The sequence below is a fragment of the Streptomyces sp. P9-A2 genome, from assembly GCF_036634175.1.
Taxonomy (GTDB): Bacteria; Actinomycetota; Actinomycetes; order Streptomycetales; family Streptomycetaceae; genus Streptomyces; species Streptomyces pratens.
Genome location: NZ_JAZIFX010000001.1, coordinates 1,661,005 through 1,679,858, shown reverse-complemented (window position 1 = coordinate 1,679,858; position 18,854 = coordinate 1,661,005). Strand labels below are relative to the sequence as shown.

The 18,854-nt window shown below is 72.0% G+C and carries 16 protein-coding genes; 14 read left to right on the top strand and 2 right to left on the bottom strand.

Annotated features, from left to right (window positions below; translation table 11 throughout):
- Positions 1–135: 135 nt before the first annotated feature.
- The gene (locus tag V4Y04_RS07595; protein ID WP_332426540.1) at positions 136–906 is read right to left on the bottom strand and encodes a DeoR/GlpR family DNA-binding transcription regulator; all 771 of its coding nucleotides are present in this window, start codon (positions 904–906) and stop codon (positions 136–138) included.
- Positions 907–1,252: 346 nt separating this feature from the next.
- Entirely contained in the window at positions 1,253–2,062 is an 810-nt protein-coding gene (locus V4Y04_RS07590) for an NAD-dependent epimerase/dehydratase family protein (RefSeq protein ID WP_332426539.1), read from the bottom strand.
- 214 nt (positions 2,063–2,276) lie between these two features.
- Here V4Y04_RS07590 and V4Y04_RS07585 point away from each other — a divergent pair, with 214 nt between their 5' ends.
- The 14 genes from V4Y04_RS07585 (at position 2,277) to V4Y04_RS07520 (ending at position 18,827) form a co-directional block, all read left to right on the top strand.
- Positions 2,277–3,248 carry a 5-dehydro-4-deoxyglucarate dehydratase gene (locus V4Y04_RS07585; RefSeq protein WP_332426538.1) on the top strand — a complete coding sequence of 324 codons (972 nt, stop codon included), beginning with the start codon at positions 2,277–2,279 and terminating at the stop codon, positions 3,246–3,248.
- Positions 3,245–4,453 (top strand): hypothetical protein, encoded by a 1,209-nt coding sequence (locus tag V4Y04_RS07580; RefSeq protein ID WP_332426537.1) that lies wholly within the window; start codon positions 3,245–3,247, stop codon positions 4,451–4,453. Before V4Y04_RS07585 ends, V4Y04_RS07580 begins: the two co-directional genes overlap by 4 nt.
- A gap of 364 nt (positions 4,454–4,817) precedes the next feature.
- Positions 4,818–5,417 carry a TIGR03086 family metal-binding protein gene (locus V4Y04_RS07575; RefSeq protein ID WP_332426536.1) on the top strand — a complete coding sequence of 200 codons (600 nt, stop codon included), beginning with the start codon at positions 4,818–4,820 and terminating at the stop codon, positions 5,415–5,417.
- Between the two features lie 261 nt (positions 5,418–5,678).
- The gene (locus V4Y04_RS07570) at positions 5,679–6,401 is read left to right on the top strand and encodes a GntR family transcriptional regulator (protein ID WP_332426535.1); all 723 of its coding nucleotides are present in this window, start codon (positions 5,679–5,681) and stop codon (positions 6,399–6,401) included.
- Positions 6,398–7,306 carry a dihydrodipicolinate synthase family protein gene (locus V4Y04_RS07565; protein ID WP_332426534.1) on the top strand — a complete coding sequence of 303 codons (909 nt, stop codon included), beginning with the start codon at positions 6,398–6,400 and terminating at the stop codon, positions 7,304–7,306. The genes V4Y04_RS07570 and V4Y04_RS07565 overlap by 4 nt, the downstream gene beginning before the upstream one ends.
- Positions 7,303–9,036, top strand: a complete 1,734-nt coding sequence (gene araD, locus V4Y04_RS07560; RefSeq protein WP_332426533.1) for an L-arabinonate dehydratase — start codon at positions 7,303–7,305, stop codon at positions 9,034–9,036. The genes V4Y04_RS07565 and araD overlap by 4 nt, the downstream gene beginning before the upstream one ends.
- Positions 9,037–9,151: 115 nt before the next feature.
- Positions 9,152–10,087 (top strand): carbohydrate ABC transporter permease, encoded by a 936-nt coding sequence (locus V4Y04_RS07555; protein WP_332426532.1) that lies wholly within the window; start codon positions 9,152–9,154, stop codon positions 10,085–10,087.
- A complete protein-coding gene (locus V4Y04_RS07550; protein ID WP_332426531.1) occupies positions 10,084–10,986 on the top strand; it encodes a carbohydrate ABC transporter permease in 903 nt (300 codons plus the stop codon). Before V4Y04_RS07555 ends, V4Y04_RS07550 begins: the two co-directional genes overlap by 4 nt.
- A complete protein-coding gene (locus tag V4Y04_RS07545; protein ID WP_332426530.1) occupies positions 10,983–12,335 on the top strand; it encodes a Gfo/Idh/MocA family protein in 1,353 nt (450 codons plus the stop codon). The genes V4Y04_RS07550 and V4Y04_RS07545 overlap by 4 nt, the downstream gene beginning before the upstream one ends.
- Positions 12,332–13,177 (top strand): PmoA family protein, encoded by an 846-nt coding sequence (locus tag V4Y04_RS07540; RefSeq protein WP_332426529.1) that lies wholly within the window; start codon positions 12,332–12,334, stop codon positions 13,175–13,177. Before V4Y04_RS07545 ends, V4Y04_RS07540 begins: the two co-directional genes overlap by 4 nt.
- The gene (locus tag V4Y04_RS07535) at positions 13,174–14,745 is read left to right on the top strand and encodes a glycoside hydrolase family 43 protein (protein ID WP_332426528.1); all 1,572 of its coding nucleotides are present in this window, start codon (positions 13,174–13,176) and stop codon (positions 14,743–14,745) included. Before V4Y04_RS07540 ends, V4Y04_RS07535 begins: the two co-directional genes overlap by 4 nt.
- A 273-nt stretch (positions 14,746–15,018) precedes the next feature.
- Positions 15,019–16,383 carry an ABC transporter substrate-binding protein gene (locus tag V4Y04_RS07530; RefSeq protein WP_332426527.1) on the top strand — a complete coding sequence of 455 codons (1,365 nt, stop codon included), beginning with the start codon at positions 15,019–15,021 and terminating at the stop codon, positions 16,381–16,383.
- 154 nt (positions 16,384–16,537) lie between these two features.
- The gene (locus tag V4Y04_RS07525; RefSeq protein WP_332426526.1) at positions 16,538–17,344 is read left to right on the top strand and encodes a rhamnogalacturonan acetylesterase; all 807 of its coding nucleotides are present in this window, start codon (positions 16,538–16,540) and stop codon (positions 17,342–17,344) included.
- A gap of 133 nt (positions 17,345–17,477) precedes the next feature.
- On the top strand, positions 17,478–18,827 hold the full coding sequence (locus V4Y04_RS07520) for a pectate lyase family protein (RefSeq protein WP_332426525.1): 1,350 nt from the start codon (positions 17,478–17,480) through the stop codon (positions 18,825–18,827).
- The last annotated feature ends 27 nt before the right edge of the window (positions 18,828–18,854 follow it).

Below are 18,854 nucleotides of genomic sequence, written 5' to 3'. Positions count from 1 at the left end.
GAGCGGAACTCTGTGCTGTGAATCGGTGAGCTGATGAACCGATGAACCGATGAACCGATGAACTGGTGAACTGGTGAATCGGTGGGCGGCGGGAACCGTGTGGTACGTGGTGCGGTCCGCCGCGTCGTGGTCCGGTCAGACGCGGATGACCTGGGGGCCCAGCAGGGAGTAGCGGTGGGCCTCGGCCGCCGGGAGCAGCGTGTTCGTGACGATCGTCTCCAGCACGCCGACGTCGGCGAACCGGCAGAAGCTGACCGCTCCGAACTTGCTGTGGACGCCCGCGAACACCACCCGGCGCGAGGCCCGCACCGCCTGTGCCTTGACCTCGCTGACCGCCGGGTCGGGCGTGGTCAGACCGTGTTCGCGCGAGATGCCGTTGGCGCCGATGAACGCCAGGTCGATGACGAAACCGGAGAGCATCTTCGTCGTCCAGTGGTCAACAGTGGCAAGGGTGCCGGAGCGGACCCGGCCACCGAGCAGCAGGACGGACACGGTGCCGGTCTCGGCGAGCGCGCCCGCGACCGGCAGGGAGGCGGTGACCACGGTGAGTGCCCGGTCCCGGGGCAGTGCCTCGGCGATGAGCTGCGGGGTGAAGCCCTCGTCGACGAAGACCGTCTCCGCGTCGCCGAGCAACTCGGCCGCCGCGTTCGCGACCCGTCGCTTTTCGGCCACATGGCTGGTGGCACGGAAGGCGAGCGTGGTCTCGAAGGCGGCGCTCTCCACGGGATAGGCGCCACCGTGGGTGCGGCGGACCAGGCCGTGGTCCTCCAGGGCGCGCAGATCCCGTCGCACGGTCTCCTTGGCCACGCCCAGATCGGCGGCGATCGCCGTCACGTCGACCGAGCCGGTGGCGCGCGCCACCCGCACGATCTCGCGCTGGCGCTCCTCGGCCGTTCTGTCGTTCATGGCCGCACCCCCGCTTCCTGTGTCGATTGCCCGTTCGGGCCTTGCAGGGCCCTTGCGAGAAGTTGTACAGCGGGTACGCGGACCTGACCAGGCCTGTTACGTGACCGGTACTGCCCGTTTGCGCCCGTTCGACTCGGGCGGTGCCCGCCTCGGACCTGAGGGAGGGGCGGCCGGGGCGGGGAAACGGGCATCGCGGGTGCCCGAATGCGGCAGCGGGCGGGCCCGTTCGGTGCCCGCCCGCCGCTGGGGACGTCGATTTTCCGCCACGACGGTGCGTGCGGGTCTCGTCGATTCCGTGCAGTGGTGCTGGTTTCGTGCAGTGGTCCTACCGGTACTGCCGGTGCCGTCAGTACGGCCAGATCGGCGGGTCGGTGACGAAATGTCCGCCGATGCGCGCCTGTGCCGGGTCGGCCGGGTCCAGTTCGCCCTGCTCGGCGACGAGCTTCGCGGCGAACGGCTCGGAGTCGTCCCGCGGGTCGTAACCGAGAGCCCGCGCGGAGGCGAGGTCCCACCACAGCCGGGTGTTGTCGGACGAGCCGTGGACGACCGTGTGGCCGACGCCCTCGGCGGTCAGGGCCGCGTGGAAGAGGCGGGCGCCGTCGGCGGGGCTCATCCACACCGAGAGCATCCGCACGCTGGTCGGCTCGGGGAAGCAGGAGCCGATGCGCACGGAGACGGTCTCCAGGCCGTGCTTGTCCCAGTACAGCTGGGCGAGGTCCTCGCCGAAGCACTTGGACAGGCCGTAGAAGGTGTCCGGGCGGCGCGGGGTGTCGACGGGGATGAGGGGGTCGTCGCCCTGTGGACGCGGGGTGTAGCCGACGGCGTGGTTGGAGGAGGCGAAGACGATGCGCCCCACGCCCTCCTCGCGCGCGGCCTCGTACAGGTGGTAGGTGCCTTCGATGTTCGCCGCGAGGATCTTCTCGAAGGAGGCTTCCAGGGAGATGCCCGCGAGATGGATGATCGCGTCGACCCCGCGGACCGCCTCGCGCACGGCCTCCCGGTCGGCCAGATCCGCCACGATCGCGTCCGGCTCCCCCTCGACGGGCCGCAGGTCGAGCAGGCGCAGCCGGTAACCGTAGTCCGGGAGCAGGCCCCGCATCAGGGTGCCGAGGCCGCCGGCGGCACCGGTGAGCAGGACGGTGCGGGGAGCGGGCATCAAGGATCTCCTTGCGTCACCGGCCGTGCATATGTGCGCACGGCATTCATAAGCGTGGACACGGTAAGGAGGTGGCCCGCCGTCCGTCAAGTATCCCCCACCCTTCTGTGGGGTGGGGGAATCGGCTGGTGTGTGACGGGTCGGCGTGCTTGACCGGCGCCCCGGGAGCGCTCTAGCGTGGCATCGTTCAGAGATGTAGACGTCAATCAAGAATATGGACATGGGAGAGCTTGTGACGCCAGCCCCTCTCGCCGCCCCCCTCGCCGCCCGACTCGCCATCCCCAGCGGACCGCTGTTCTTCCCGGTCACCGCTTACGGACCCGACGGCTCCGTCGACCTCGAGACCTACCGGCTCCATGTGCGCGGCGGGGTCGAGGCCGGTGCCGCCGCAGTCTTCGCCTGCTGCGGCACCGGGGAGTTCCACGCCCTGACGCCCGAGGAGTTCGAGGCGTGCGTGCGGGTCGCCGTCGAGGCGGCCGACGGACGCGTCCCGGTCGTCGCGGGCGCCGGGTACGGCACCGGCCTCGCGGTGCGCTGGGCCTCCCTCGCCGAGCGGGCCGGGGCGGACGGGCTGCTCGCCATGCCGCCCTACCTGGTGCGGGCCGGCCAGACGGGACTGGTGCGGCACTACCGCGAACTGGCCGCGGCGACCACCCTGCCGGTGATCGTCTACCAGCGCGACAACGCCCTGTTCACGCCCGAGAGCGTCGTCGAACTGGCCCGCACCGAGGGGATCGTCGGCCTCAAGGACGGCCACGGCGACCTCGACCACATGCAGCGGATCATCAGCGCCGTACGCACCGAGGACCCCGGTGACTTCCTGTACTTCAACGGGCTGCCCACCGCCGAACAGACCCAGCTCGCCTACCACGCCCTCGGCGTCACCCTCTACTCGTCCGCGGTGTTCTGCTTCGCGCCCGAGATCGCCCTCGCCTGCCACCGGGCCCTGCACACCGGCGACCGGGCCACCGTGGACCGCCTGCTCGACGGCTTCTACCGGCCCTTCGTCGAACTGCGCGACCAGGGCCGCGGATACGCCGTCTCCCTGGTCAAGGCCGGGGTGCGGCTGCGCGGCCTGGACGTGGGCGAGGTCCGGCCGCCGCTCGACGAACCGGCCGTGGATCATGTCGAGCGACTCGCTCAGCTGATCGAGCGGGGACTCGCACTCATCGAGGAGGCCAAGTGAAGGCATCGGCGTTCGTCTACCCCTGGGACGTCAACGGGGACCCGGAAGCCCCCGCGCGGATCGCCGGGCTCGGCGTGGCGCAGGCGACGCTCGCCTCCGCCTACCACTCCACGCGCGCGCTGACTCCCCGTCACCCGCGCCACCGTATCGTCACCGCCGAGCACGCGGCCGTCCTCTACCCGCCCGGCGCCCACTGGGCCGGCCGCACCCCGCGCCCGTACCCCTCCGGCGACTGGGCCCCCGGCGACGCCTTCGGCGAGGCCGCCGCGGCACTCGCGGACGCGGGCCTGGAGGTGCACACCTGGGTCGTGCTCGCGCACAACTCCCGCCTCGGCGCCGACCATCCGGACACCTCGGTCGTCAACGCCTACGGCGACCGCTACCCGTGGGCACCCTGCATCGCACAGCCCGCCACGCGCGCCTACCTGACCGCCCTGGCCGCGGAGGCGGCGGTACGGCCCGGGGCGAGCGGCACCGAACTGGAATCCCTCGGCTGGTACGGGCTCGCGCATCTGCACGCCCACGACAAGACCGCCGGGGTCGGCCTCGGGGACGCCGGGCAGTACCTGATGTCCCTGTGCTTCTGCCCGTCCTGCCGCGAGGGCTACGGGGCTCGGGGCCTGGACGCCGGCGAACTGGCCGCGACCGTACGGACCGCCCTGGAACCGGTGTGGCGGGGGGTGCCCTCCGACGGAGGGTGGGCGGGAGTCGGCAAGCTCCTCGGCGAGGAGACGGCGGCCGCCACGCGCGCATGGCGCGACACGACGGCCCGCACGCTCCAGGAGGCGGCGGTCCGGGCGGTACGCGACGCGGCACCCGAGGGCTTCCAGGTCCTGCTGCACGCGGACCCGGTGTCGTACCACTGCGGCGCCAACGCCGGCGTCGACCCCGCGCACATCCTCTCCGTCGCCGACGGCGTGGTCGTCCCCTGCGCCGGCGGCCCCGCCCTGCTGACCCCGTTCGCACGGGAGGCGCGGAAGGCGCGGGGGGCACAGGACGCGCGGGACGCGCCGGAGAACCGTCCGGACGCCGTCCTCGCCGCCAACTTCACCGTGGTCTCCGGCATGGGCGGCAGCCCCGGCACCCTCGCCGCGGACGCGGCCGAGGCCCGCCGCCTCGGCGCGACGCAGCTGCGGCTGTACCACGCGGGACTGGCGTCGGACGGCGACCTGGAAGCGGTGCGCTCGGCGCTCACCGCGCTCTGAAACAGCGCCACCGCCACCACCGCCGACGTGCACCCCGGGGCGACCGGCGGCAGCCGGTGGCTGAGCGGTCCGACCAGGGCCGCGCCGGCCGCGAGACCCAGCACATTCGGGGTGTACACCGGAGTGGTGGCGGTGGCAGTGGCGGTGACCCGGTCCGGCAGCGGGCCGGGGTCTCGCGCCGCACGGCGGTCGGCGTGGCGATCAGGACGGCGGGCAGCCCTGCCCCGATCGCCGCGCTGCACGTCCGGACCAGTGGATCGTCGTCCACGGCACGGGCGAGCGATGAGTTCCGGGGGCCGGCTCGGTCAACCCTCCAGGAACACCCGTGCGCGCACGGGCACAGCCTGAGGAGAGGGAGCAGCCCATGACCGACCCGACCCCCGACCTCGGACCGCAGGCGCGGATCATCGCGCGCCTCGCCGAGGGCGTCACCGACACGCAGCTCGCGGACGGGACGCCCTGCCCCCGGTACGCGGTGCGCCACCTCCTGGGCCACCTCGCCGGGCTGAGTGCCGCCTTCCGTGACGCCGGCCGCAAGAACCTCGGCGCCACCACCGACACCAGTCCGGACGGCGCTCTGCCGGAGCCGGCCCCCGGATGGCGCGAGGATCTGCCCGTGGTGCTCGGCGAACTCGCCGAGGCATGGCGCGACCCCCGGGCCTGGACCGGTATGACCAGGGCCGGGGGCGTCGACCTGCCGGGCGCGGTGGCCGGAGCCGTGGCCGTCGACGAACTGGTGATCCACGGCTGGGACCTGGCCCGTGCCACCGGCCAGGACTACGCGCCCGACCCCGCCGCGCTGGAGGCCGCGCACGCCTTCCTCCTCGCCGCCGCGGCGGAACCCGGCCGGGACGGCGGCGAGGGCATCTTCGGCCCCGTCGTGCCGGTGCCGTCCGACGCCCCGCTGCTGGACCGGACGGTGGGGCTGAGCGGCCGCGATCCGGGGTGGACATCCAAGGTCTGACCTGGAGATATTCCGAGCGGCCGGGCACCCGGGCAGGAGGGGTGCCCGGCCGCCGCGCGTTCACGGGCCCCGCGCGAGCAAGCCCGTCCGGCCGGACGTCCCGCCGTCGACGCGGTGGCGGGCCGCTCCGGAGACCGGGAACGGCAACCCGAACTTCCTTTGTCAGAAGCATTGACGAAACCCCGGGCCGCTCCTAGTTTCATCGCGTCGTACTTCGTACGTCATATATGAGACGCGATACGCGAGATCCGAGAGGCGCGCATGACCTCTGTGCCCATCCCGATCCCCTCCCGCACGCAGTACGTGCTGGAGGAGATCAAACGCCGCATTCTCACCGGCCGGCTGACGCCGGGCCAGGCCCTGGTCGAGACCGACCTCGCCGCGCAGTTCGGGGTGTCCAAGACTCCGGTGCGGGAGGCGCTCAAGACCCTGGCCGGCACCGGTCTGGTCGTGATGAGCCAGTACAAGGGCGTCACGGTGCGCATGGTCGACGTGGACATGGCACGCGAGGTCTGCGACGTGCGTCTGCTCCTCGAACCCGAGGCGCTGCGCCGCGCCGTCCGGCGCGGTGCCTCCCTGGACGCCGCGCGCGACGCGCTGACGAGGGCCGACGAGGCCACCGACACCGCCGAACGCTCCCTGACCAACCGCGAGTTCCACCGCGCCCTGTACCTGCCGTGCGGCAACCCGCTGCTCGGCCGGATGCTCGACGAGGTCCGCGATCAGGCCGCGCTCGTCTCCACCGTCGCCTGGGCCGCCGACCCCTCCTGGGAGCGTGAGGCGAGCGAGCACCGCGAGATCCTGCGCCTCGCCCTCGCCGGTGACGCGGACGGCGCGGCGCGCGCCCTGCACGCGCACATCGCCTCCTTCGTACGGCGGGCCTTCCCCGGCGCGGAACTCGGCACGGAGGAAGACCCCGAAGCCCAGGACATCACCGAAGCCCCGGCAACCCGGGCAGCCCAGAAAGAGGACGGTCAGGCATGACGACGACGTTCGAGACCCAGCGGGTGGCCCTGGCCGACGTGGTGGCGATCCCGGTGACCCCGTTCGCCGAGGACGGCTCCGTCGACCCGGCCGGATACCGGGCCCTGCTGCGCCGCCTCCTCGACGCCGGCATCACCACCCTGACCCCCAACGGCAACACCGGCGAGTTCTACACCCTGACCCCCGAGGAGCGGCGCGCGGTCACCGAGCTGACCCTCGAGGAGACCGGCGACGGCTCGTCCGTCCTGGTCGGGGTGGGACACGACGTGCCGACCGCCGTCGCCTCCGCACGGCACGCCCGTGACCTCGGCGCGCGGATGGTGATGGTGCACCAGCCCGTCCACCCCTACGTCTCCCAGAGCGGCTGGGTCGACTACCACCGCGCCATCGCCGGGGCCGTGCCCGACCTGGGCGTCGTCCCCTACATCCGCAACGACCGGCTCGCCGGCGCCCGTCTCGCCGAACTCGCCGACTCCTGCCCGAACGTCATCGGTGTGAAGTACGCCGTGCCGGACGCGGCGAAGTTCGCCGCCTTCGCGCGGGACGCCGGCCTCGAACGGTTCGTATGGGTCGCCGGGCTCGCCGAGCCGTACGCCCCCTCCTACTTCTCGGCGGGCGCCACCGGCTTCACCTCCGGCCTGGTCAACGTCGCCCCGTCGGTCTCCCTCGACATGATCGGGGCGCTCAGGTCGGGCGACTACGCGGCCGCCATGAAGGTCTGGGAGCAGATCCGCCGCTTCGAGGAACTGCGCGGCGCCAACGGTTCCGCCAACAACGTCACCGTCGTCAAGGAGGCCCTCGCCTCCCTCGGCCTGTGCCGCCGCGAGGTCCGCCCGCCGAGCAGGCTGCTGCCCGAGGACGAGCGGGCCGAGGTCGCCGCGATCACCGCGGGGTGGTCCGTGTGACCACGCCGAAGAAGCGGCCCGAGGAACTGCGCAGTCACCAGTGGTACGGCACGGACGGACTGCGCTCCTTCAGCCACCGCGCCCGCACCCGCCAGCTCGGCTACCTGCCCGAGGAGCACCTGGGCAAGCCCGTCGTCGCGATCCTCAACACCTGGTCCGACATCAACCCCTGCCACGTCCACCTGCGTGACCGCGCGCAGGCCGTGAAGCGCGGGGTGTGGCAGGCGGGCGGCTTCCCGCTGGAGTTCCCGGTCTCCACGCTCAGCGAGACCTTCCAGAAGCCGACCCCGATGCTCTACCGCAACCTCCTCGCCATGGAGACCGAGGAACTGCTGCGGTCCTACCCGGTCGACGGGGCCGTGCTGATGGGCGGCTGCGACAAGTCCACGCCCGCCCTGCTCATGGGCGCCGCCAGCGTCGATCTGCCCACCGTCTTCGTCCCGGCCGGCCCCATGCTCCCCGGCCACTGGCGCGGGGAGACCCTCGGCTCCGGCACCGACATGTGGAAGTACTGGGACGACAAGCGGGCCGGTGTCATCGGCGACTGCGAGATGCAGGAACTGGAGAGCGGTCTGGCCCGCTCGCCCGGCCACTGCATGACCATGGGCACGGCGTCCACGCTGACCGCCGCCGCCGAGGCCCTCGGCGTCACCGTGCCGGGCGCCTCCAGCATCCCGGCCGTCGACTCCGGGCACGACCGGATGGCCGCCGCGGCCGGCCTGCGCATCGTCGAACTGGTCCACCGCGACCGGAAGCTGAGCGACATCCTCACCGCGGACGCCTTCGAGGACGCGGTGACGACGGTCCTGGGCCTGGGCGGCTCCACCAACGCCGTGATCCACCTGATCGCCATGGCCGGCCGCGCGGGCGTCGCCCTCACCCTCGACGACTTCGACCGCGTCGCCCGCACCGTCCCGGTGCTCGCCAACGTACGGCCCGGCGGACAGACGTACCTGATGGAGGACTTCCACTTCGCGGGCGGTCTGCCCGGGTTCCTCTCCCGGATCGAGGACCTGCTCCACCTGGAGAGGCCCACCGTCTCCCACGACACCCTGCGCGAACAGCTCGCCGGCGCGCGGGTGCACCACGACGACGTCATCCGGCCCCGGGACAAGCCCGTCGCCGACGAGGGCGGCCTCGCCGTCCTGCGCGGCAACCTCTGCCCCGACGGCGCCGTCATCAAGCACATCGCCGCCGAACCGCACCTGCTCAGGCACACCGGCCCCGCGGTCGTCTTCGACGACTACCGGACCATGCAGCGCACCATCAACGACCCGGACCTGGGCATCACCGCCGACCACGTACTGGTGCTGCGCAACTCCGGCCCCAAGGGCGGGCCCGGCATGCCCGAGTACGGCATGCTGCCGCTGCCCGACCACCTGCTCAAGCAGGGCGTACGGGACATGGTGCGGATCTCCGACGCCCGGATGAGCGGCACGAGTTACGGCACCTGCGTGCTGCACATCGCCCCCGAGTCGTACGTCGGCGGACCGCTGGCCCTCGTCCGCACCGGGGACCTGATCACCCTCGACGTCGAACGCCGGCTCCTCCGGCTCGAGGTCGACGACGAGGAACTGGAGCGGCGCAGGGCGCAGTGGACGCCCCCGCCCGCCCGGTACGAGCGCGGCTACGGCGCGCTCTACAACGAGCAGATCACCCAGGCCGACACCGGCTGCGACTTCGAGTTCCTCGCCCGGCCGGGCACGGTGCAGGACCCCTACGCGGGCTGACCGCGAGCACCCCCGCGCGGTCCGGCCACCGGATCGCGCGGGATCCCCGCACATCTGAGAAGAAAGCGCTTCACCCCCGCACAGCACGACGTACACCGAGAAACGGAGAACAGTCATGGCCCAAGCCGCAGCCGTGGCGAAACCGCCCACGCCACCGAGGCGGCGCCGTGCCTCCGCCACGCCGCGCAGACTGCCCTACCTGCTGATCGCCCCGGCCGGTCTGCTCATGCTGGGCTTCATCGCCTACCCGGTCATCAGCGTCTTCTACTACAGCCTGCAGAACTACAACCCCACCAAGCCGTGGCGCAACGGCTACGCGGGCCTCGACAACTTCGTCCACCTCTTCACCGAGGACCCGCTGTTCTGGGACACCCTGGTCTTCAGCGCCAAGTGGGTCGTCGTCGAGGTCGGCCTCCAGCTGATGTTCGGTCTCGCGCTGGCGCTCATCGTCAACCAGACCTTCGTCGGCCGGAGCATCGGCCGCGCCCTGGTCTTCTCCCCGTGGGCCGTCTCCGGGGTGCTGACCTCGGCGATCTGGGTGCTCCTCTACAACTCCCAGACCGGCATCACCCGTTACCTCGCCGACATGGGCATCGGCGAGTACGGCACCAGCTGGCTCTCGGACACCTCCACCGTCTTCTCGGCGGTGGTCGTCGCCGACCTCTGGCGTGGCGTCCCCTTCTTCGCCATCCTCATCCTCGCCGACCTCCAGTCCGTCTCCAAGGACCTGTACGAGGCCGCCGAGGTCGACGGGGCCAGCCGCTTCCAGCAGTTCAGGTTCATCACACTGCCCCACCTCAAGGACGCCATCATCCTGTCCACGCTGCTGCGCGCGGTGTGGGAGTTCAACAACGTCGACCTGCTCTACACCCTCACCGGCGGCGGACCGGCCGGCGTGACCACGACGCTCCCGCTCTACATCGCCAACACCAGCGTCGACGCCCACAACTTCGGCTACGCGTCGGCCCTCACCACGGTCGCGTTCGTGATTCTGCTCTTCTGCTCGATCGTCTATCTGCGGCTGAGCAAGTTCGGAGGCGAAAACAAGTGATCACCAAAGAGGCCTCCCCGGCCGCCCCCGCCCCCGCGCGCTCCGCCGCCGAGCCGCCGAGCCGCCCCGCGCGCAAGAAGCACCGCGCCTGGGACGAGGTGCCCCGCTGGCACATCTATCTCCCGCTGGGCATCTACCTCCTGTTCACCCTCATCCCCTTCTACTGGATCCTGCTCTTCGCCCTGCGCCCGGCCGGCTCGACCTCGCTGGTGCCCTGGCCGATGACGACGGTCCACTTCGAGAAGGTGTGGACGGACCGTGCCTTCGGCACCTTCTTCCAGAACAGCGTGCTCGTCGGTGTCGCCACCCTGATCACGACGACGCTGGTGGCCCTGGCCGGCGGCTACGCGCTCGCCCGGTTCGACTTCCGCGTCAAGCGGGTCTTCATGCTCGCCCTGCTCTGCTCCCAGTTCGTGCCCGGCGCACTGCTCCTGGTCCCCCTGTTCGAGATCTTCGCCGGACTGCAGATGATCAACTCGCTCGGCAGCGTCATCATCGCCGAGACGGTCTTCCAGCTGCCGCTGTCGATGATCCTGATCAGCAACTTCATCAAGAACGTGCCGTACACCCTGGAGGAGGCCGCCTGGGTCGACGGGTGCAGCAGGATGCGGGCGTTCCGGGTGGTCGTCCTGCCACTGCTGCGGCCCGGACTGATCGCCGTCGGCTCCTTCGCCTTCGTCCACTCCTGGAACCACTTCCTCTTCGCCCTGATGTTCCTCAACAACCAGGAGAAGCAGACCATCCCGGTCGGCCTGAACACCCTGATGAGCGCGGACAGCGTCGACCTCGGCGCCCTCGCCGCGGGCGGCATCATCGCGGCCGTGCCCGTCGTGATCGTGTTCGCCTTCATCCAGAAGTGGCTGATCACCGGCTTCAGCGCGGGGGCGGTGAAGGGATGACCGCGTCCGAGGCCGCACCCGGGGCCGTACCTCGGGTCGCCCCCGAGGCCGCGTCCGGCGCCACGCCCCGGCCCGAGCCACTGCCCGTGGTGCTCGCCGGCGCCCGCGGCCACGGCCGCTGGCACCTCGCGAACATCCGCAGGCTCCAGGAGGACGGGCTCGTCCGGCTGGCCGGCATCTGCGAACTCACCCCGCTCACCGAGGACGAGTACGGAGGCGAGGACGGGGGCGAACCGCCCGAGCAGTCCGCCGACTTCGGCGCCCTGCTGGAGTCCACCGGGGCCCGGATCGCGGTCGTCTGCACCCCGATCCACACCCACACCGGCCTCGCGCTCGCCGCCGCCGAACGGGGCGTGCACCTCCTGCTGGAGAAGCCGCCGGCACCGTCCTACGCCGAGTTCCGCCGGATGGCCGACGGGGTCGCCGCGGCCAAGATCGCCTGTCAGATCGGTTTCCAGTCGCTGGGCTCGCACGCGGTGCCCGCCATCCGCGCACTGGTCGCCGACGGTGCCATCGGCCGGCCGACCGGGATCGGCGGCGCCGGGGCCTGGGTGCGCCCGGAGGACTACTTCCGGCGGGCCCCCTGGGCGGGCCGGCGCCGGCTGAACGGCGTCGACGTGATCGACGGGGCGCTGACCAACCCGCTCGCCCACGCCGTCGCCACCGCCCTGGCGCTGGCCGGCAGTACCCGCGCCGAGGACGTCACCGGCATCGAGACCGAACTGCTGCGCGCCAACGACATCGAGTCCGACGACACGTCCTGCGTCCGCGTCACCACCGCACAGGGCCGACCGGTCACCGTCGCCGCGACCCTGTGCGCCGAGCGGGCCGACGATCCGTACGTCCTCGTGCACGGCACCAGCGGCCGGATCACCTTCTGGTACAAGCAGGACCGCGTCCTGGTCCAGCGCGCGGGCCACGGCCCCGAGGAGCTCCACTTCGGCCGGACCGACCTGCTGGAGAACCTCGTCGACCATCTCGTCACCGGCACCCCCCTGCTGGTCACCCCGGACGAGACCGGCGCCTTCATGAAGGTCGTCGAGGCGATCCGGCGGGCCCCCGACCCCGCCCCCCTGCCCGCCGGCGCCTGGCACCGCGTCCCCGGCGAGGACCGCCGCGTCGTCCCCGGCGTCGACGCACTCGTCGCGGCCGCCGCCGACACCCTGTCCCTCTACTCCGAACTCGGCGCCTCCTGGGCCCTGCCCGCACGGCAGGCCGTACCCGAGTCCGGGCGGCGGTCCGAAGAACCGTCCGCACCGCAGTCCGCCCAGCAGTCCGTACACCGGTCCGCCCAGCAGTCCGCACCGCACTCCGCACCGCACCCACCGAAAGAGGTGAGCACCCGATGACCCATGACGACTCCGCGGTCCTGCGCGTTGCGGGCCGGCCGGTCGGCCGGTACGTCACCCGGCCCGAACTGCCCCACAGGCTCTCCCCGCGCCCGTATCTGCACCCCGTCACCACCCTGGCCGGCACGGCGGTCACCGAACTGTCCCCCGCGGACCACACCCACCACCTCGGCGTCGGTGTCGCCGTTCCCGACGTCGAGGGGCACAACTTCTGGGGCGGACGCACCTACGTCCGCGACCAAGGCTCCACCGAGCTGGACAACCACGGCTCCCAGCGGCACACCGGCTTCCAGCTCCGGGACCCCGACGGCTTCGTGGAGGAGCTGCGCTGGGTCGCCGCCCCCGGCGAGCTGCTGCGGGAGCGCCGTACCGTCGCCGCCACCGGACTCACCGACACCGCCTGGGCGCTCGACTTCACCTTCTCCCTCACCAACGTCACCAAGGCCCCGCTCTCCGTCGGCAGCCCGGCCACCAACGGCCGGGCCGGCGCCGCCTACGGCGGCTTCTTCTGGCGGGCCCGCAAGGAGGAGGCGGAGCCGGACGTCTTCACCGCCTCCGCCGAAGGAGAGGAAGCGGTGCACGGCCGCCCGGCCGACTGGCTGGCACTGGCCGGCGCCGACTGGACGCTGGTGTTCGCCGGGGCCACGGAGACGACCCGCCGCGACCCCTGGTTCGTGCGCACCGCCGAGTACCCCGGCGTCGGCTCCTCCCTCGCCCACGATGCCCGGCTGCCGCTCCCGCCCGGGGAGACGGTGGTCCGCCGCGTCGTCACCGTCGTCGCCGACGGCCGCCTCGGCCGCGACGACGCCGCCGCCCTGGTCCGCAAGGCGGTGAGCCCGTGAGCGCCCCGCCGACGGACCTCACCTACCGCAACCCGGTGCTCGACGCCGACTGGTCCGACCCGGACGTGATCCGCGTCGGCGACGACTTCTACCTGACCGCCTCCAGCTTCGGCCGCGCCCCCGGACTGCCGCTGCTGCACTCCCGCGACCTGGTCAACTGGACCCTCGTCGGCCACGCGCTGCAACGTCTGGAACCCGAGGGCGAGTTCGGGGTGCCCCGGCACGACTGCGGGGTCTGGGCGCCGTCCCTGCGCCACCACGACGACCGTTTCTGGATCTTCTGGGGCGACCCCGACCAGGGCATTTTCCAGGTCAACGCCCCCGAGATCCGGGGCCCTTGGACCCGCCCCCACCTGGTGAAGGCCGGCAAGGGCCTGATCGACCCGTGCCCGCTGTGGGACGAGGAGACCGGCGAGGCGTACCTCGTGCACGCCTGGGCGAGGTCCCGCTCCGGCGTCAAGAACCGCCTCACCGGCCACCGTATGCACCCCCACGGCACCGAACTCCTCGACGAGGGCAAGGTGATCGTCGACGCCGACCGCATCCCCGGCTGGTTCACCCTGGAGGGGCCCAAGCTCTACCGGCACGACGGCTGGTTCTGGATCCTGGCGCCCGCCGGGGGAGTGGAGACCGGCTGGCAGGGCGCCTTCCGGTCGCGCGACTTCTTCGGCCCGTACGAGGAGAAGGTCGTCCTGGAACAGCGGGACACCGACGTCAACGGGCCCCACCAGGGCGGCTGGGTGCGCACCCCGTCCGGTGAGGACTGGTTCCTGCACTTCCAGCAGCGCGGGGCCTACGGCAGGGTCGTGCACCTCCAGCCGATGCGCTGGGCCCGTACGGGGGACGCCTCCCGTACGGGCGGAGGCCGGAGCGGGGGTGGGGTCGGGGGAGGCTGGCCGGTGATCGGGGACGACGGCGCCCCCGTCGCCGAGCACCGCCGCCCGGACCTGCCCGCCCAGCCGGCCGCCGCGCCCGCCACCGACGACGACTTCCCCGGAGGCCGCCACGGCCGTCAGTGGCAGTGGACGGCCAACCCCCGGGACGGCTGGTCCACCCAGCACTCCGCGGACGGTCTGCGGCTGACCTGCGTCCGCACCGCCGACGCGCACGACCTGCGCAGACTGCCGAGCATCCTCACCCAGAGGCTGCCCGGCACCCCCTGCACCGTCGAGGTCGAACTGCGGCTCGACAGCTCGGAGCCCGGAGCGCGGGCGGGCCTCGCCGTCCTCGGGGACGCCTACGCCTGGATCGGACTCCAGCGCGGCACCGACGGCACGGCCCACCTCGTGCACCGGTTCGCCGAGACGGTCGCCGAGAGCGAACGCGACGCAGGCCACCCCCGGCTCGTCCCCGAGGGCAGGGTCGGGCTGCGGATCGAGGCCGGTGCCGGGGCCCGCTGCCGCTTCTCCTACGACACCGGGGACGGCTTCCGTCCCTCCGGGCAGACCTTCGCCGCCACGCCGTGGCGCTGGGTCGGCGCCCTGCTCGGCCTGGCCGCCCTCGCCCCGACGGGCCAGGGGCACGCCGGGACCGCGACCTTCACGCGGTTCAGGATCAGCCCCGCCTGACCACCGCCCCCCGTACGCCTGTTGGGAGCCGCAATGACGCACCTCCTGGACAAGCGCTTGCCGATGCCGACCTCGATACCGGACACGACCTCGATCCCGGCCTCGATCCCGGCCTCGATCCCGGCCTCGGCGCCCGCGCCGGCACCGCCCCCACGTGACTGAGCCCCGCCGGACGACCGCGAACGCCCCCCACACCTGCATTTCCCGCATTTCCCGCAGTCCCCGTAAGTCCCGTCGCAACCAGAAGAACCAGAAGCAGAAGAGAGCCGACCAATGAAGATCAGCAATCGCAGAAGCAGCAGCACCGGCAGGCGCCGGACTCCGGTCGCCGTCGCCCTGGGCGCCGTGCTCGCGCTGACCGTCACCGCCTGCGGCGACGACGGCAGCGGCGCGGGCGGCGACAAGGGAGCCGAGGGCAGCGGCACAGGCAAGATCACCTTCTGGGACAACAACGGCGGTGTCCGCACCGACATCTGGAAGGAGGTCATCGCCGACTTCGAGAAGGCCAACCCGGACATCAAGGTCGAGTACGTCGGGATCGCCTCCACCGAGTACCAGTCCAAGGTCGACACCGCCATCCAGGGCGGCGGCCTGCCGGACGTCGGAGGCATCGGCGCGGCAATGGTCGCGGGCTTCGCCGCCCAGAAGGCGCTTGCCCCGCTGGACGACCGGCTGGGCGGGTCGTCCCTCGACGGCAAGCTGAACAAGGACATGGTCGAGTCGCTGCGCGCCGCCGGCGGCGGTGACGACAAGTTGTACTCGATCCCCACCTCCGCGAACAACGGCGTCCTCTACTACCGCACCGACCTGTTCGAGAAGGCGGGCCTCGAGGAGCCGACCACCTGGGACCGCTTCTTCGAGGCCGCGGACAAGCTCAGCGACAAGGGCAAGAACGAGTTCGGCTACACCATCCGCGGTGGCGCCGGCTCCATCGCCCAGGCCCTCGACGCGATGTACGGGCAGTCCGGCATCACCACGTTCTGGGACTCCACCGGTGAGAAGACCACGGTCAACGACCCGAAGAACGTCAAGGCCCTGGAGAAGTACGCGGGCCTGTTCAAGAAGGTCACTCCCGCCGCCGACCTGAACAACGACTTCACCAAGATGGTCGCGCAGTGGGACTCGGGCACCATCGGCATGCTCAACCACAACCTCGGTTCGTACCAGGACCACGTGAAGGCGCTCGGCGCCGACAAGTTCCGGGGCATCCCGCAGCCGACCGGACCCGACGGGGCCCGGGTCCAGGTCTCCAACCCGGTCGACGGGCTCGGCGTCTTCCAGAGCTCCAAGAACAAGGACGCCGCCTGGAAGTTCATCGAGTACGCCACCTCGCCCGAGACCAACTCGAAGTTCAACGAGTCCGCCGGACAGGTGCCGGCCAACCTCGACGCCGCCAAGGACGACTGGATCCAGAAGGCGGAGCCGACGAAGCTGGCCGCGGACGCGCTGAGCGACGGGTCGACGACGATCGTCCAGCTGCCGTACTACCTGCCCGACTGGAACACCGTTTCCAAGGCCGACAACGAGCCCAACTTCCAGAAGGTGCTGCTCGGGGACATGAGCGCCAAGGCCTTCCTCGACACCCTGGCCGAGCAGCTGAACGAGGCCCAGGCCGAGTGGCAGGAGCAGATGGCCTGAGCGGTACCCGGTAACACCGCGGGGGCGGCCCCTCTCCTTCGGGGCACGGGCCGCCCCCGCGACCGGCCGCGCCCGCCCGGCCGCGGCCCGCACACAGGTACAGTCCCGCGCCCCCACGGCGCTCCTCCGGACCCTTGCTGAAAGGCACAGGCTTGTGTCGCTCACTCGCAGACAGGTATCCGCCGCCGGTCTCGGCCTTCCCCTCGCCCTCGCCGTGACCGGCACCGCCCAGGCTGCCCCCGGGCGGCCCCGCCCGCGCACCCTCTACATCGCCGGGGACTCCACCGCGGCCCAGAAGTACGCCGACGCCGCCCCCGAGACCGGGTGGGGCACGGCGCTCCCCTTCCTGCTCCGCCCCGGCCTCGAGGTCGCCAATCACGCGGTGAACGGCCGGAGTTCGAAGAGCTTCGTGGACGAGGGGCGGCTGGACACGATCCTCGCCGCCGTCCGGCCCGGCGACCTCCTGCTGATCCAGTTCGCGCACAACGACGAGAAGGCCACCGACCCGACCCGCTACACCGAGCCCTGGACGACGTACCAGGAGTATCTGCGGCTGTACGTCGACGGGGCCAGGGCCCGTGGGGCGCGGCCGGTGCTGGCCACCGCCGTGGAACGCCGGAGGTTCGACGCGGGGGGTACCGCCGTACCGAGCCACGGCGACTATCCGGCGGCGATGCGGGCGCTGGCGCAGCAGGAGCGGGTCGCGCTGCTCGACACCCAGGCCCTGTCGCTGGCGCTGTGGCAGGAGCTCGGGGCCGAGGAGACGAAGAAGTACTTCAACTGGACGGCGACCGAGCAGGACAACACGCACTTCAACCCGCCCGGCGCCATCGCCGTGGCGCGGCTGGTCGCCCGGGAGCTGCTGCGCACCCGGGTGCTCGCGCCGCGGGACGTGCGCCGGCTGAACGACGTGATCCCCGAGTCCTGGATCACCTGGCCGGCCGCCGGCGCCACCACCTGACCCACCTGACCCACCTGACCCACCTGACCCGCCCGACACGCCGGCGCGCACCGCTCGCACCGCGCCAGGCGTGTGAGGCGCGCGGTCGGCAGTCCGCGACACCGACGGAACGAGACACAGGGAGACCCGCACCATGACCCGCACCCCGAACAGACAGGTATGGCATGCGCATGCCATGGTGAAGGCCGCCGTGCTGGCCGGCTGCACCGCCCTCGTACTGGCCCTGACCGGCACCGGCGCCCAGGCGCACGGCGGCCACCCCGGCAAGCACCGGGACCCCGCCCGGCAGACGCTCGGCGCGAACGACGGCTGGGCCTCCCACGGCACCGGCACCACCGGAGGCGCCGACGCCGCCCCTGGGCACGTCTACACCGTCAGCGACTGGGCCGGGTTCAAGGCGGCCCTGGCGGACGGCGGCACCGCGCCGAAGATCATCAAGGTGCGGGGGACCATCGACGCGGTCTCCGCCGGCTGCGACTCGCTCGCCGCCCCCGGCTACGACTTCGACGCCTACCTGGAGAAGTACGCGCCCGAGACCTGGGGCCTGGAGCAGGACCTGAGCGACGAGCCCGACGACAGCCCCGAGGGCCTGCGCAGGGTCTCCGCGGCCCATCAGAACACCACCATCAAGGCGAACGTCCCCGCCAACACCACGATCATCGGCATCGGGAAGAACGCCGGGTTCAAGGGCGCCAGCCTGCAGATCAAGGACGTCGACAACGTCATCGTCCGCAACCTCACCCTCGAGAGCCCCCTCGACTGCTTCCCGCAGTGGGACCCGACCGACGGCGACAAGGGCAACTGGAACTCCGAGTACGACACCGCCGTCGTGTACAACGCCACCCATGTCTGGCTGGACCACAACACCTTCACCGACGGCGAGCACCCCGACAGCGCGGCCCCCACCCACTTCGGGATGCTGTACCAGCAGCACGACGGCGAGCTGGACATCGTCCGCGGCGCCGACTACGTCACCGCGTCCTGGAACGTCTTCACCGAGCACGACAAGACGATCCTGATCGGCAACAGCGACAGCGAGTCCACGGCCGTCGGCGACCGGGGCAAGCTGAAGGCGACCTTCCACCACAACCTGTTCTCGGAACTGGTCGAGCGCGCGCCGCGCGTCCGCTTCGGGCAGGTCGACGTCTACAACAACCACTTCGTGGCCGACGCGGGCTACGGCTACAGCTTCGGCATCGGCAAGGAGTCCCAGCTCGTCGCCGAGCACAACGCGTTCACCCTGCCGAAGGGCGTGAGCCCGGCCAAGATCCTCAAGCGGTGGAACGACTTCCCGCTCACCGCCGGGAACAACCTCGTCAACGGCAAGCGGGTCGACCTGATCGCCGTGCACAACGCGGAGATCCCCGCGGAGACCCTCCGGTCCGGCGCCGGCTGGACACCCACCCTGCGCGCCGACGTCGACCGGGCGCAGGCGGTCCCGGCGCTGGTCAAGCGCGGTGCGGGAGCGGGCCGCCTCCGCTGACCCCCGCCCCGCCCCCTGACGCCGGGG

What these genes read in the sequence shown, in the direction of transcription:
- V4Y04_RS07595 (WP_332426540.1), bottom strand. Translation starts at nt 906, where the DNA reads ATGAACGACAGAACGGCCGAGGAGCGCCAGCGCGAGATCGTGCGGGTG.
- V4Y04_RS07590 (WP_332426539.1), bottom strand. Translation starts at nt 2,062, where the DNA reads ATGCCCGCTCCCCGCACCGTCCTGCTCACCGGTGCCGCCGGCGGCCTC.
- V4Y04_RS07585 (WP_332426538.1), top strand. Translation starts at nt 2,277, where the DNA reads ATGGACATGGGAGAGCTTGTGACGCCAGCCCCTCTCGCCGCCCCCCTC.
- V4Y04_RS07575 (WP_332426536.1), top strand. Translation starts at nt 4,818, where the DNA reads ATGACCGACCCGACCCCCGACCTCGGACCGCAGGCGCGGATCATCGCG.
- V4Y04_RS07570 (WP_332426535.1), top strand. Translation starts at nt 5,679, where the DNA reads ATGACCTCTGTGCCCATCCCGATCCCCTCCCGCACGCAGTACGTGCTG.
- V4Y04_RS07565 (WP_332426534.1), top strand. Translation starts at nt 6,398, where the DNA reads ATGACGACGACGTTCGAGACCCAGCGGGTGGCCCTGGCCGACGTGGTG.
- V4Y04_RS07555 (WP_332426532.1), top strand. Translation starts at nt 9,152, where the DNA reads ATGGCCCAAGCCGCAGCCGTGGCGAAACCGCCCACGCCACCGAGGCGG.
- V4Y04_RS07545 (WP_332426530.1), top strand. Translation starts at nt 10,983, where the DNA reads ATGACCGCGTCCGAGGCCGCACCCGGGGCCGTACCTCGGGTCGCCCCC.
- V4Y04_RS07540 (WP_332426529.1), top strand. Translation starts at nt 12,332, where the DNA reads ATGACCCATGACGACTCCGCGGTCCTGCGCGTTGCGGGCCGGCCGGTC.
- V4Y04_RS07530 (WP_332426527.1), top strand. Translation starts at nt 15,019, where the DNA reads ATGAAGATCAGCAATCGCAGAAGCAGCAGCACCGGCAGGCGCCGGACT.
- V4Y04_RS07520 (WP_332426525.1), top strand. Translation starts at nt 17,478, where the DNA reads ATGACCCGCACCCCGAACAGACAGGTATGGCATGCGCATGCCATGGTG.